The following is a 12,768-nucleotide window of genomic DNA, read 5'->3' on the forward strand; positions in this document are numbered from 1 at the left end:
ACCAACGGAATCAATACCCATGTCCAAATCACCAGACGCCTTCCGCACCATCAGCGAAGTGGCGGAATGGCTGGGGGTGCAAGCGCATGTCCTGCGCTTCTGGGAAAGCAAATTCACCCAGGTAAAACCGGTCAAGCGAGCCGGCGGGCGCAGATACTATCGCCCTGCGGACATGCTGCTCCTGGGTGGCATCCGCAAGCTGCTGCATGACGATGGCATGTCCATCAAGGAAGTTCAGGCAATTCTGCGCGACCTTGGCATTACCCATGTCTCCGAGATGTCCCATAGCCTTGATACGGCCTCCCCCGGAGAACCGGACGGAACCGGATCCGGCGGTGGGTTCGCCCAGAGCAATGCAGCCACAGAATCTGCCGCAGCGCATCCCCGCGCTGGCGCAACGCCAGGGGACAGCGTCGAGGGCGACCCCGAGATCGCGGGTGAAAGCGCAGGAGCGGAAGAAGACTCGCCGCGCGCCGCCAGCCATCTGCCGTTTTTCGAACAGGAGCAATTTGATCCCTTTGCAGAGGTCGCTGACGAAAGCCAGGCGGGCGCCCAGCCCAGTGCATCGCAAGCTGAGAGCATTCCAGAGACCATCTCGGAGCTGGATCAGGATGAGTCGCCACTGGTGCAGGCGGAGGCCGACGATGCCCTGTCCGAGGCCACCAATGCGGAGCCCGACACACCGGCGGATCAACCTATTGCCTCTGACCTGTCGGAAGAGCTTCCCCCGCCACAAGACGACCTGAGCGGCGAAGAAAGCCTGCCTTTCGACGAGGTGCAGCCCGTCTCCACAGAGCCGGAACCTGCACAGATCATGATGGACCTTGGCGGCCACGACGCCCCTGCCCCGGAATGCGAGGCAGACCCGGTGATCGAGGAAACCGCCGCGCCGGAGGCAGCAGCCGAACCGGCCCCCTTCACAGGCGAAGCGGACAGCACCACGGATGACACCGACAGCGAGGTCCAGTCGGCGCCGAATCCGGAGGCGGAAGCGCTTGTGCCAACCGAAGATCAGGCGGAGCCTGCCTTCGAGGTCGGCTTCGCACCGGACGAAACCGAGCCGCCAACCGCGCCGATTGACCCTGCTGTGCCGCTCACCAGCCACCTCGACGCTCCCACGCCATTGGGTAAGAGCGAGCCCGCCGAATTGGACGATGCCCACGCCGACCTGATGGCCGAGGAAGCGCCGACTGAGGCTATGGCTACGGAGCATGACGAGCCTGAACCCGCATCCGAGCAAGCCCCTGTCGAAGCCATCCTGCCTGAGGAACTCTCAGAGCAACTGGGCGAGGAACTGGCCGAATCCGACGCAGATACAGCCCTGCAGGATGCCATGGATGCAGATGCACCGCGGGAAGGATTTGCCCCTCCAGGCCTGCCGGACGATGCGGAGCAGGACGCGGCAACCGATGCGCCCGAAGCAGGCTTCCCCCCGACCGGGGATCTCCCGATGGAGGAATCCAAGCCGCGAATCATTTCCGTGCCCGACGAAAATCTGGCCGCCCAAGTCAGCCTGCGTCCCGGTGTTCTGGCCCTGTTGTCGCAGACAACGGAACTGCGGCCCGAAGTGCGCGCCGAAGTTGCCGAATGCGCCGCCGAGCTGCGCCAATGGCTGGAAGCACATTAATTTTCCAAAGCAGCGGAAAAACTTGGCAATGCCTCTTGCCCCCGCCGGGAAAAACGGTAGAAAGCGCTTCAACGGGCTATGGCGCAGCCTGGTAGCGCGTCCGTCTGGGGGACGGAAGGTCGCAGGTTCGAGTCCTGCTAGCCCGACCATACAAAACGCCTGGGTGTTTGCGCACCCAGGCGTTTTGTGTATGTGTAGCCTGGGGTTACGGATCGGGACCATCATCTGGGTCGTCTTGAACAGCAGCCCGACCGGGCCGATGCCCGGCCAGACGGGAGAAAGACAATGACAGGCGTTTTACCCAGCCAGACACTGGAAACCATGCTGCAGCAGGGCGAGATCACCCTGTCCGAGCCTTTGGTCGACGGGCAAATCCAGCCTGCCAGTCTGGATCTGCGGCTGGGTCACGTGGCCTACCGCGTGCGCGCCTCCTTCCTCTCTGGACACGGCAACACGGTCGCTGATCGCCTCTCTGAATTTGAAATGCACCGCATTGATCTGGATGGCGGCGCTGTTCTGGAAAAGGGCTGCGTCTACGTGGTGCCGCTCCTCGAAGGGTTGGCCCTGCCGCAGGACGTCTCCGCCGTGGCCAATGCCAAAAGCTCAACCGGGCGGCTGGACCTGCTCACGCGCACCATCACCGATGGCGGCGAGGAGTTCGACCGCATCAAGCCGGGTTACACCGGGCCGCTTTATGCCGAGATCTGTCCGCGTTCTTTCTCCGTGCTGGTGCGCCCCGGCATGCGGCTCAATCAGATCCGCTTCCGCACCGGTCAGGCGGTGCTGAGCGATCAGGAACTCAGCGCGCTGCACGCAGAAAGCCCCCTGGTGGATGGCGAGGCGGTGATCGAGGATGGCTTGGGCTTTTCCGTGGACCTGCAACTGCCAGGTACCGATCTAGTGGGCTACCGGGCCAAACCGCATACCGGGGTGATCGATCTGGACCGGATCGGCGAATACGATCCGCAGGATTACTGGGAAGAGGTGCGCACCACCAAGGGCCGCATCATTCTGGATCCCGGCGCCTTTTACATCCTTGTCAGCCGCGAGGCCGTGCATATCCCGCCCGCCTATGCCGCCGAAATGGCGCCATATCTGGCTATGGTCGGGGAATTCCGGGTGCATTACGCGGGCTTTTTCGATCCCGGCTTCGGTCACGCTTCAGTCGGCGGAGCAGGATCACGTGGCGTGCTTGAGGTGCGCTGCCACGAAGCGCCTTTCGTGCTGGAACACGGGCAAGTCGTCGGGCGTCTCGTGTATGAACGCATGGCCGAGGTGCCGCAGCAGCTTTATGGCGCGGGCATAGCCTCCAACTATCAGGGACAGGGACTGAAACTGTCCAAGCACTTCAAACAGCCACAATCTAGCTGACGCCGGAAGCGCCCCCAGGCGGAAAAGCTCAGCGGTTGTCCCGCTGGGCGCGCCGCGCACGCCGCTCCTGCCGCATCTCGCGGATCCTTTCGCGTTCAGCGCGTTCTACCGCCTCTGCCGGAGTGTCGGGTCGGTTTTCCGCCTGCCCGCCCCGCCCGCGTTTTCCACTGCGCCCCGACAGCGCATTGAGCCCCGCATCCACGCCAGAGTTGACGGCCCGCCCGACAAGGCGGCGCATGATCATGTTGAGAATGGATTCGACGTTCATCAATAGGCTCCGGTTCCGTTCAAATGCCATTGTGACATCGGAATGGGACGATTTCTTGGCAGGCTGCCACCGCACACGAAATCGTCAGCTTTCGAACAGCTCTGGCTGCTCCTCGGGATCCTCGTCCCCGTCGTCACCGCCCTGTCCCGTCGGGAAGCTGCCCGGCGGCGGGCGGCTTTCCAGCAGCCCGGCAGAGCGTAGTTCCTTCAACCCCGGCAGGTCGCGGGCGCTTTCCAGACCGAAGTGATCCAGGAACACCGGTGTCACCACGAATGTCACCGGGCGGCCCGGCGTCATGCGGCGGCGACCAAGGCGGATCCACTCCATTTCCAAAAGCTGATCAATGGTACCCCGGGACACCGATACGCCGCGGATCTCTTCGATCTCGGCCCGCGTCACCGGTTGATGGTAGGCGATGATGGCCAGGGTTTCGATCGCAGCGCGGCTCAGCTTGCGGGTCTCGACGATTTCCTTCTGCATCAGGAAGCCAAGGTCCGGCGCCGTGCGGATTGCCCAGGCATCGCCGACGCGCACCACCCTGACACCGCGCCCCTCGTAGCGTTTGCGCAGGTATTCCAGCGCCTCGCCCGGGTTGCAGCCATGCGGCATGCGGGCCTCCAGATCACGGAGGGTGACAGGCTCGGTACTGGCGAACAGCACCGCCTCGACCATGCGCTCCTGCTCGGCCATGGGCGGGGCATCGAACAGGCTGTCCGACTCCTGCTGCGCCTTGTCCGGCTCCTGGTTGCTGAAATCTTCCATCAGGTGTTCCCGTTCAGGTGGCGCAACTGGATCGGCGCAAAGGTCTCGTTCTGGCGGATTTCCAGCTGGCCTTCCTTGACCAGCTGCAGGGAAGCGGCAAAGGTCGCCGCCGTGGCCGAGCGCCGTTTCACGGGATCACTGTGCCAGCCATCCGGCAGGTAGCTCAGCATATCGGTCCAGCTGCCGGTAAAACCAATGAGGCCACGCATCCGCTCCAACGCCTCCTCCATGGTGAAGACTGAATCCCGGTCCATCACGAAGGGGCGGAAATCGTCGCGGGTGCGGATCCTGGCATAGCCCTGCATCAGGTCGAGAAGGTTGGCGCTATAGGTCACGGTGCGGATACGTTCGACCGTTTCGCATTGCCCACGGGCAAAGAAATCCCGCCCCAGCTGGTCCCGCCCCATCAGCCGTGCAGCAGCGTCGCGCATGGCCTGAAGCCGCTCCAGCTGGAATGCCAGATGAGCCGCCAGTTCCTCGCCCGAGGGGCCTTCTTCTTCGGGGTCGGGGGGTAGCAACAGCCGCGATTTCAGGAAGGCCAGCCAGGCCGCCATCACCAGATAATCAGCGGCCAGTTCGATCCGCAGCTCCTTGGCGCGTTCCACGAAACTTAGGTATTGCCGGGCAAGCTCCAGAACCGAAATACGCCGCAAATCGACCTTCTGGGTGCGCGACAGAGTCAGCAACAGGTCGAGCGGCCCCTCATAGCCGTCGACATCGACAATCAGCGCCTCAGCCGCCAGCCGATCCTCGACCGAGGGCTGAATCTCTTCCGGAAAAAGTGACTCTTCAGACATAAACCTTTCCGCCCATCAGGGCAGCAAGTTCGGCCTCGGCAGCCTCTATGTCAAGCGCAGCGGGGGTTTTGCGCGCCGCGATGGCCCGCAGGGCGCGGTTTTGCCCCACCTCATCCAGGGTTCCGGCAGCCTCTGCCACCTGCGTACGCACGGCAAGATCGGCATTGCACAGCAGAACGATATCGCAGCCCCCCGCGCGGGACTGCCCGGCGATATCTGCCGGTGCCCCCTGCAGGGCCTTCATCGAGATATCGTCGGTCATGATCAGCCCGTCAAAACCGATGTGCTTGCGGATCCGCTCCATCACCGGGGGCGACAGGGTCGCCGGGCGCGGATCAAGCGCGTCAAAGACGATATGCGCCGTCATTGCCATCGGGAGGTCATTCAGCGCCCGGAAGGCCGCGAAATCCGTAGCCTCCAAATCGGCAGCGGATGCGGCCACATGCGGAAGGTCCAGATGGCTGTCCGCCACCGCGCGGCCATGGCCGGGAATATGTTTCAGAACCGGCACCACGCCGCCATCAAGATGCGCCTCGGCCACCGCGCGAGCCAGTGCGGTCACATCCGGCAAAGCCTCGCCATAGCAGCGATTGCGCAGAAACGGGTGAGTGTCGGTAGAGGCGATATCTGCAATCGGGGCGCAGTTGCTGTCGATGCCAAGCGCGTGCAACTCATGCGCAATCAGGCGATAGCGCAGATACATGGCCCGTTCGGCGCCGTCACCAGCCTGAACCGCGTGTTCCATCGGCGGCAGCCAGTCGCGCCCCAGTGGCGGGCGCAGGCGCTGCACCCGGCCGCCTTCCTGATCAATGGTAATCAGGCAATCGCGGCCCACGGAATCGCGAAGCTCTCCGCAGAGGGCACGGACCTGATCTGCAGAGCTGATATTGCGGGCAAACAGGATAAAGCCAAAAGGATCCGCATCGCGGAACAGGGCCTTTTCATTCTGGGTGAGGCGCAGCCCCTCTGCATCCAGAATGGTCGCGCCAAATCCTGTCATCGGGTGGTCACGGGGATGCAGTCGGCATTGCCTGCCACCAGTGCAGAGCAGAACCGGCGGGCATCGGACAGCCCGTCAAAGCCCATGGCCCGCAGACGGTAGAAGGTGCGGCCACCGCTTTCGGCGCGCTGGATCACCCGTTTCTTGTCGGCAAGGTAGTCGTCGAACTGCGCATAGATCCGGTCCCATTCGGAGCGGGCGACCTCTGCGCTTTCATAGGCGCCAAGCTGTGCCAGGCGCGTACCTGCGGGCAGGCTGTCGGCAGAAACCTCGATCGCGACAGCAGAGCTGGGAGTTGCGGCCGGCGCAGCTGCGGGGGTAAACCGCGCAGGCCGCAGGTTCGGGCGCAGAGAAACTTTGACGCCCGGGGCCTTCAACAGCGCGGCAGAGGGTTGCGGCGCGGAGGAAACAGCGGCGATTTCAACCGGTTTCAGGGGCTGCGGCTGTACGATCTCGGGGGCCGCGACAGAGGCATTGGAAACCTGCTCCGGCGCTGCATCCGGTGTCTCTGCACCAAGAGGCATTACCCCATCAGTAAGTTCAGCCACCAGGGCGTTGATGTCACCGCTTTGATAGGCGGCCAGAGACTGATCCGAAACTGCGGGCGCCTCACGGTCGGCGCGGTTCTGTTCGGCCTGCTGCGCCAGTTCCGACATCGGCCGGTCGTCCTCGGTCAGCTCAATGGGTTGCGGTGCCAGCACCAGACGCTCTGCTGGATCCTCGGCAGTACCGGTTGCGGCCACGGCGTTCACTGCCAGCCCCTGATGGTCTGCAGGACGGCCGCCGGGGTTTTCCGGCTGCACGCGCATCGGCCCTTCGACCGCGCGCACCACAGGCACGCCGCTGACATCGCGCATCACCAGCTTGTAGCCCCAGACGCCGATCCCGACGACCAGCGCCAGCGAAGCGACCGCACCGAGCATTCCGGCCATCCGGCCAAATCCTGCCCGCCCAGCAGGCGCGGCATCATCGGCGTAGCCGCAATCATCGGCCATATAGGCATCCGCCTCATAGCCGGTCCCATCGGCCTGCGCCGGATCAAAGCCACCAAAACCCTGCGGTGCATAGGACGCGGCAGGGGCTGCGGCAGTTTGGGGTGGAACAAAACTCTGCTGTGCCTGCGGCTGGACCGACGGGTCATAGGCACCGAACTGCTGCTGTCGCTGATACTGAACACCACCGGCAGAATCGCCATCTGCGACTCCGCTCTGGTCATAGGCCGGGCGCGTGCCCGCCTGCGTAAAATACGCCATTATCCGCCTCACTGCCCGTTTCATGCGCCACATCACCTGCGCCGCATTTTCGGGTCTCTTGAACTGCCTCGTTCCGGCGGTCTGTGCGTATTTTTATCGCATCTCTTCCGCCGGGGTCACGCCAAGAATACCAAGACCAGCGGAAATGACAATGGAAACGGCCCGCGCAAGTGCCAAATTGGCATGTGTTGCCGATTGGCTGCTCTCGTTAACAAATCGTAAACTTTTGTCGCTTTTGCCGAGATGGTACAGGCCGTGCAGATCCGAAGCCAGATCGTAGAGGTAGAAGGCTACGCGGTGCGGCTCGTTGCTGCGGGCAGCAATTTCCACCAAGCGCGGCCATTCCGCCAGCTTGCGGGCCACCGACAGCTGCGCCGGAGCGGCCAGCAGCGACAGATCCGCATCGGCTAGGGCCGCATCATCAGAAGCGATTCCCGCCTCTTCCGCCTTGCGCAAGGTCGAGCAGATCCGCGCATTGGCGTATTGCACGTAGAAGACCGGGTTGTCTTTGGACTGCTCCAGCGCCTTGTCGAGATCAAAGTCAAAGCCCTGATCGTTCTTGCGGGTAAGCAGCATGAAACGGGTCACATCAGGGCCCACGGCCTCGACCACGTCGCGCAGGGTGACAAAGGTCCCTGCCCGTTTGGACATCTTGAATTCCTGACCGTCCTTGAACAGCTTCACCAATTGGCACAGCTTGATATCCAGCGGCACCTTACCATCGGACAGGGCCGACACAGCGGCCTTCATGCGCTTCACATAGCCGCCGTGATCGGCACCAAAGATGTCGATCAGCTCGTCGAAGCCACGCTCCACCTTGTCATAATGATAGGCGATATCGGGGGCAAAATAGGTCCAGGCGCCATCGGATTTCTTCACCGGACGATCCACGTCATCGCCGTGTTCGGTGGATTTGAACAGGGTCTGCTCGCGAGGCTCCCAGTCTTCCGGCTTCTTGCCTTTCGGCGGCTCCAGCACGCCCTGGTAGATGAGCCCCTTGGCATCAAGACTTTCCAGCGCGGCTTCGATCTTGCCGGTGCCATAAAGCGATTTCTCGGAGAAGAAGACATCCATTTCGATGCCGAGCAGCTTCAGATCCTCGCGGATCAGATCCATCATCGCGTCGGTAGCGAAATTGCGCACTTCCTGCAGCCAGACCTCTTCGCCTTTGCCGACATAGGCATCGCCTACCTTGTCCTTCAGCGCCTGGCCGACCTCGATCAGGTAATCGCCGGGATAGGTGCCATCCTCGAATGCGACCTCCTGGCCGTGCGCCTCAAGATAGCGCAGGTAGACGGAACGGGCGAGCACATCGACCTGACCGCCACCATCGTTGATATAATATTCGCGGGTGACGTCATAACCCGCATAGGCCAGCAGCGAGGCCAGCGCGTCGCCGAAGACCGCACCGCGCGTGTGCCCCACGTGCAGCGGGCCGGTCGGGTTTGCGGAGACATATTCCACGTTGACCCGTTTGCCCTGCCCCAGCTCGGATTTCCCATAGGCCGTGCCATCCGCCAGAACGGAACCCAGCACACCCTGCCAGACGGACGGTGCAAGACGCAGGTTCAAAAAGCCCGGACCAGCCACTTCGGCAGAGGTGATCCGATCATCCTGCGCCAGATGTGCCGCCAGTGCCTCGGCAATATCGCGCGGCTTTTTCTTGGCCGGTTTTGCCAGCACCATGGCTGCATTGGTCGCCATATCCCCATGCGCCGGATCGCGGGGCGGCTCCACCGCCACGTTGTCGAAAGAAAGCCCCTCGGGCAGCGTGCCGTCGGCGGTCAACGCGTTCAGGCTGTCGATCACAAGCGAGCGGATATCGTTGAAGAGGTTCATATCGGGCGTCCTATTGGTTTGATCTAGCGGATACCCACGCCTGCGTCAGGGGTCAACCATCAGCGACCGCCACAAGGCCTGTCATGCCCCAATGGGCAGCGCAAACTGGTCCGCAACGCCCGAATGGCCCTCATGCGCGCCAATCCACTGCGCTAGGCCGCAGGTTTCCCCAGGATCAGCCGGTCATGTTCCTGCAGCGCAAATCGGTCCGTCATGCCCGCGATGTAATCCGACACCAGACGCGCAAGAACGGTCTGGCTGTCCGCAGCGCGGATCTCGGCGTGCCAGCGTTCCGGCATCTGATAAGGGTTGGCCAGAAAGTAGGGAAACAACGCTTCGACCACCTGCGCCACCTCGGCGCGTTTCTTCATGACCTTCGGCGCCCGGTACATGCGCAGGAACAGGAACGCACGGATCTCCTTCAGATCCCTCCACAACCCGTCGGAAAAGGCCACTACCGGCGTGCCCAGCGCGCGCACATCTTCGACGCTTTGCACCCCGGCCTCCTGCAACAGGCCGCGAGAGGTCGCGATTACATCTTCGACCATCACGCCAAAGACGCGCCGCAGCGCCTCGTGTCGGCGCCGGTTCAGCTCAAGCCCAGGATAGCGCAGGTCCACCTCGCGATAGGCCGACCCGACGATGGGCAGATCGGCGATTTCCGCATCGCTAAACAACTCTGCCCGCAACCCGTCGTGCAAATCGTGATTGTTATAGGCGATATCATCGGCCAGTGCCGCCACCTGCGCTTCGGCGCTGGCGTGGGTGCTGAGCTCCAGATCCATGGTGTCGTTGAATTCGGCCAGCGCCCAGGGCAGCGGGCCAGTGACCGGGCCATTATGCTTTGCGATGGCCTCCAGCGTTTCCCAAGTCAGGTTCAGCCCGTCGAAATTGGCATAGTGGCGTTCAAGGCTGGTGACGATGCGGATCGCCTGCGCGTTGTGATCAAAGCCGCCATAGGGTGCCATCAACGCATGCAGCGCATCCTCGCCCGTATGGCCAAAGGGCGTGTGCCCCAGATCATGCGCCAGCGCCACCGCCTCGGTCAGTTCCTGATTGAGCCCCAGCGCCCCGGCAATCGTCCGCGCCACCTGCCCGACCTCGATCGAATGGGTCAGCCGGGTGCGGTAGTTGTCACCTTCGTGTTCGACAAAGACCTGCGTCTTGTGCTTGAGCCTGCGAAAGGCGCTGGCGTGGATGATGCGGTCACGGTCCCGTTGAAAGGGAGAGCGGAAGTAGCTTTCTTCCTCGGCGACCAACCGGCCACGGCTCCGATTTGGCATCGTCGCAAAAGGCGCATTCATTTCTGATCTTTATCCTTCGCAAATCTTGTCGCCCGCCCAGGACTTTCTATATATGGGTTAGCACGCGGCACCACATATTTGGGAGAAAATATATGCAATTGCCCCCAAAAGTCACAGAACGCGCCTTTGCGCGCCTCGCCGAGATCGGCGCCGCCGGTCAGGGCCAGGCCTTGCGAGTCGCCGTCGAAGGGGGCGGTTGTTCCGGTTTCCAGTATGAGATCGGCCTCGACACCCCGACGCCCGAGGATCTGGTGCTCGAAGGCGGCGGTGAAAAGGTTGTGGTCGATGCGGTTTCGCTGCCGTTTCTGGAAAACGCAGTTATCGATTTCACCGAAGAGTTGATCGGTGCGCGCTTCACCATCGAGAACCCGAATGCCACCTCCAGCTGCGGCTGCGGCACCTCCTTCTCGATGTAAATCTCCTCATCTGGGCGTCGCCACGCTCGCGTCGGTACCCCGATCGTTAAAGACTATTCCCACGCCTCGGAAAGATCTGGCAGGCGACGACCGGATTACGGGTCCGTGCGCATTGCGATACCTGCGCGGTGCCGGACCTGCCGCCGCGCATTGATCATCGACTTGCTCCAGACATTGCCACCCGGGGTTAGCTGATCCCAGACAAGATAGATCCCCGAGGCAGCAATCACCGCGGCGCCCATCCAGGTGCCCTGGTCCGGCACTTCGCCAAACCCAAGCGCGCCGATCAATACCATCCAGACGAATTGCAGGTTCATGAGCGGCGTCACCGCATAGGATGGCAACCGTCTCAGCGCCGCCACCAGCAGCCAACGCGCCCCGAACAGCAGACCGGCATAGCTCAGCGCCCAGACGACATCCACCATTGGCATTGGCAGCCAGACAAAGGGCAGCACCGGCAGCATGACAAGGCTGAGCGCCAGATTGGGATAGAACACCTGCGCCAGCACGTTCTGCTCATGCCGACCGATATAGCGTGACAGCGTGATCGACAGCGTCCCCAGCACAGAGGCCCCCAGCGCCACCACGTGGCCCGCTGTCAGGCTGGATAGACCGCCCGGAAAGACGCAGATCACCCCACCGAAACCCGCCGCCAGTGCCAGCCAGGCGCCGGGACGCACCGGCTCGCGCAGGATCGGCGCCGACATCAGCCCGGCCAGAAGCGGCATCAGTCCGATGAAGATGAACACCTCGGCAAAAGGCAGCAGGCGGAAGGCATAGAAGAAACACAAGGCCGCCGCCACCGTGGCCGCGGACCGCAGTCCCATAGCCAAGCGGCAGTCCGTGCGCAGCCCGTTTGGCAGCGACCGGGCGCCGCCGCGGATGAAGGTGGTCGCGGCGCAAAGCCCCGCCACAACCGCCCCGGACAGAGCATAAAGCTGCGCCGGGGCATAGCCGCCCGCCAACAGCTTGGTAATGCCATCGGCCGAGGCGATGAACCCGGTATAAAGGACAGCGAACACCGCGCCGGTCAGGGCAAAGGGCAATCCCATCACGCCCGCCCCGCATGGCCGCTGCGCAGGAAGCCTTCGAAGAACTGCCCGAAGCAGGCACAGCTGTTTTCGGCTTGCGCCAGTACGTTTCGCTGCGCCGGATCCAACCCTGACGCCAGCCTGTCCCGTGCCAACGCCCAGTCCCCGCCGCGCGCCACGTCTGCCTCATAAAGAGCCATGGACAGGCTGCGCAGAACCCCGGCGCCCTCAGGCGCCTTCAGGTGCGTCGCGCCCTGCGGCAGTCGGTGGTCAAAGGCCTTGCCGCCACTCAGGGCGCGTAGCCAGTTGCAGACAAAATAGCAGTGATAGTCATCGCCCCCGCCGGTAAAGCCCTGCTGTATTACGGCGAAACCATCGGTTTGCGCGGCCAGCCAGTCCTCCCAGATCACAGGCACTTCTCCCCCGGCATAGCGCAGCGCGGTGCAGACCTCGGCCAGCAGATCCGCATCCTGATCGAGAAAGGACACCACCCCGGCGTACTCCAGACTGCGCAGCGCTGCCTGGCTTAGCCGCGGATCCCTGCGACCGTATTCGGACAGGTAGAACACGATATGGGTGAGCTCATATCCCGCCTTCTTGTTCGGCAGCGCAAAGGTCTGCGAAGTCTCGATGAAATCATGCAGACGCTGATCCAGCCCAGGCAAGTCCAGCATGATCCCCCGGCGCGCCAGCAGCCGCCGTGCCTCGGCCCGTTGCAGGTCGGACAATTCGGCGCCCACCAGATCGCTGTCCTCAACCCAGGCAGCCATCTCTTCACCCTTGCCGCCAGCAAATCCCAGATCCTCCAGATCCAGACAGATGGACAGGATGAAGCGGTAGTATTGCCGGAAGAAACTCAACCGCCGCTCTGCTGTGTCGTAAAACGCCTCGAAAGGTGCAAGTGCCGCGACCGGCACCTCTGCCCCCGTGCATTCGAGAATATTCAGCAACTCGGCGTTTTCCTTCAGCCAGAACACATTCTCCCGGCTGCGCCGTTGCCGCGCAAAGGTATCGCTCAGCACGGCCAGATTGCCCCCCGGGGGCCGGATACGATCTGTCGGAAAGGCAAGAACCTGTGCCATGGAGGCGAGCTCCTTTTG

The 12,768-nt window shown here is 62.8% G+C and carries 12 protein-coding genes and 1 tRNA gene; 4 read left to right on the forward strand and 9 right to left on the reverse strand.

The genetic code is table 11. The features are described 5' to 3' along the window. Positions 1-19: 19 nt before the first annotated feature. From SM763_RS02160 to SM763_RS02170, 3 genes are all read left to right on the forward strand, one after another. On the forward strand, positions 20-1,627 hold the full coding sequence (locus SM763_RS02160; protein ID WP_368997342.1) for a MerR family transcriptional regulator: 1,608 nt from the start codon (positions 20-22) through the stop codon (positions 1,625-1,627). Between the two features lie 72 nt (positions 1,628-1,699). Next, positions 1,700-1,776 (forward strand) — tRNA-Pro (locus tag SM763_RS02165). A gap of 136 nt (positions 1,777-1,912) precedes the next feature. Then, positions 1,913-2,998 carry a 2'-deoxycytidine 5'-triphosphate deaminase gene (locus tag SM763_RS02170; RefSeq protein WP_368997343.1) on the forward strand — a complete coding sequence of 362 codons (1,086 nt, stop codon included), beginning with the start codon at positions 1,913-1,915 and terminating at the stop codon, positions 2,996-2,998. 28 nt (positions 2,999-3,026) lie between these two features. Here the strand turns inward: SM763_RS02170 and SM763_RS02175 are convergent, their stop codons facing one another. The 7 genes from SM763_RS02175 to SM763_RS02205 form a co-directional block, all read right to left on the reverse strand. Further along, entirely contained in the window at positions 3,027-3,266 is a 240-nt protein-coding gene (locus tag SM763_RS02175) for a hypothetical protein (protein ID WP_368997344.1), read from the reverse strand. A gap of 84 nt (positions 3,267-3,350) precedes the next feature. Beyond that, positions 3,351-4,028 carry an SMC-Scp complex subunit ScpB gene (gene scpB / locus SM763_RS02180; protein WP_274831991.1) on the reverse strand — a complete coding sequence of 226 codons (678 nt, stop codon included), beginning with the start codon at positions 4,026-4,028 and terminating at the stop codon, positions 3,351-3,353. Continuing rightward, positions 4,028-4,825, reverse strand: coding sequence for a segregation and condensation protein A (locus tag SM763_RS02185; RefSeq protein ID WP_368997345.1), 798 nt, complete (start codon positions 4,823-4,825; stop codon positions 4,028-4,030). The genes scpB and SM763_RS02185 overlap by 1 nt, the downstream gene beginning before the upstream one ends. Further along, positions 4,818-5,825 carry a beta-N-acetylhexosaminidase gene (nagZ, locus tag SM763_RS02190; RefSeq protein ID WP_368997346.1) on the reverse strand — a complete coding sequence of 336 codons (1,008 nt, stop codon included), beginning with the start codon at positions 5,823-5,825 and terminating at the stop codon, positions 4,818-4,820. The genes SM763_RS02185 and nagZ overlap by 8 nt, the downstream gene beginning before the upstream one ends. Further along, the gene (locus SM763_RS02195; RefSeq protein WP_368997348.1) at positions 5,822-7,078 is read right to left on the reverse strand and encodes an SPOR domain-containing protein; all 1,257 of its coding nucleotides are present in this window, start codon (positions 7,076-7,078) and stop codon (positions 5,822-5,824) included. The genes nagZ and SM763_RS02195 overlap by 4 nt, the downstream gene beginning before the upstream one ends. A 93-nt stretch (positions 7,079-7,171) precedes the next feature. Further along, complete coding sequence (gene argS / locus SM763_RS02200; protein ID WP_274831987.1) at positions 7,172-8,917, reverse strand: arginine--tRNA ligase; 1,746 nt, start codon at positions 8,915-8,917, stop codon at positions 7,172-7,174. A 152-nt stretch (positions 8,918-9,069) separates the two neighbouring features. Continuing rightward, complete coding sequence (locus SM763_RS02205; protein WP_368997350.1) at positions 9,070-10,221, reverse strand: deoxyguanosinetriphosphate triphosphohydrolase; 1,152 nt, start codon at positions 10,219-10,221, stop codon at positions 9,070-9,072. A 92-nt stretch (positions 10,222-10,313) separates the two neighbouring features. Here SM763_RS02205 and SM763_RS02210 point away from each other — a divergent pair, with 92 nt between their 5' ends. Continuing rightward, positions 10,314-10,637, forward strand: a complete 324-nt coding sequence (locus SM763_RS02210; protein WP_065273234.1) for a HesB/IscA family protein — start codon at positions 10,314-10,316, stop codon at positions 10,635-10,637. A 95-nt stretch (positions 10,638-10,732) separates the two neighbouring features. On the opposite strand, the gene SM763_RS02215 is transcribed toward SM763_RS02210, so the two are convergent. Together SM763_RS02215 and SM763_RS02220 are read right to left on the reverse strand one after the other, a co-directional pair. After that, positions 10,733-11,689 (reverse strand): DMT family transporter, encoded by a 957-nt coding sequence (locus SM763_RS02215; protein WP_368997351.1) that lies wholly within the window; start codon positions 11,687-11,689, stop codon positions 10,733-10,735. Further along, positions 11,689-12,750 (reverse strand): DUF6902 family protein, encoded by a 1,062-nt coding sequence (locus tag SM763_RS02220; protein WP_368997353.1) that lies wholly within the window; start codon positions 12,748-12,750, stop codon positions 11,689-11,691. Before SM763_RS02220 ends, SM763_RS02215 begins: the two co-directional genes overlap by 1 nt. Positions 12,751-12,768 lie beyond the last annotated feature (18 nt).

Origin of the sequence: Pseudophaeobacter sp. C1-32P7, from assembly GCF_041008775.1 — a bacterium.
Classification (GTDB): Bacteria; Pseudomonadota; Alphaproteobacteria; order Rhodobacterales; family Rhodobacteraceae; genus Phycobacter; species Phycobacter gallaeciensis_A.

What these genes read in the sequence shown, in the direction of transcription:
- SM763_RS02160 (WP_368997342.1), top strand. Translation starts at nt 20, where the DNA reads ATGTCCAAATCACCAGACGCCTTCCGCACCATCAGCGAAGTGGCGGAA.
- SM763_RS02170 (WP_368997343.1), top strand. Translation starts at nt 1,913, where the DNA reads ATGACAGGCGTTTTACCCAGCCAGACACTGGAAACCATGCTGCAGCAG.
- SM763_RS02175 (WP_368997344.1), bottom strand. Translation starts at nt 3,266, where the DNA reads ATGAACGTCGAATCCATTCTCAACATGATCATGCGCCGCCTTGTCGGG.
- scpB (WP_274831991.1), bottom strand. Translation starts at nt 4,028, where the DNA reads ATGGAAGATTTCAGCAACCAGGAGCCGGACAAGGCGCAGCAGGAGTCG.
- SM763_RS02185 (WP_368997345.1), bottom strand. Translation starts at nt 4,825, where the DNA reads ATGTCTGAAGAGTCACTTTTTCCGGAAGAGATTCAGCCCTCGGTCGAG.
- nagZ (WP_368997346.1), bottom strand. Translation starts at nt 5,825, where the DNA reads ATGACAGGATTTGGCGCGACCATTCTGGATGCAGAGGGGCTGCGCCTC.
- SM763_RS02195 (WP_368997348.1), bottom strand. Translation starts at nt 7,078, where the DNA reads ATGGCGTATTTTACGCAGGCGGGCACGCGCCCGGCCTATGACCAGAGC.
- argS (WP_274831987.1), bottom strand. Translation starts at nt 8,917, where the DNA reads ATGAACCTCTTCAACGATATCCGCTCGCTTGTGATCGACAGCCTGAAC.
- SM763_RS02205 (WP_368997350.1), bottom strand. Translation starts at nt 10,221, where the DNA reads ATGAATGCGCCTTTTGCGACGATGCCAAATCGGAGCCGTGGCCGGTTG.
- SM763_RS02210 (WP_065273234.1), top strand. Translation starts at nt 10,314, where the DNA reads ATGCAATTGCCCCCAAAAGTCACAGAACGCGCCTTTGCGCGCCTCGCC.
- SM763_RS02215 (WP_368997351.1), bottom strand. Translation starts at nt 11,689, where the DNA reads ATGGGATTGCCCTTTGCCCTGACCGGCGCGGTGTTCGCTGTCCTTTAT.
- SM763_RS02220 (WP_368997353.1), bottom strand. Translation starts at nt 12,750, where the DNA reads ATGGCACAGGTTCTTGCCTTTCCGACAGATCGTATCCGGCCCCCGGGG.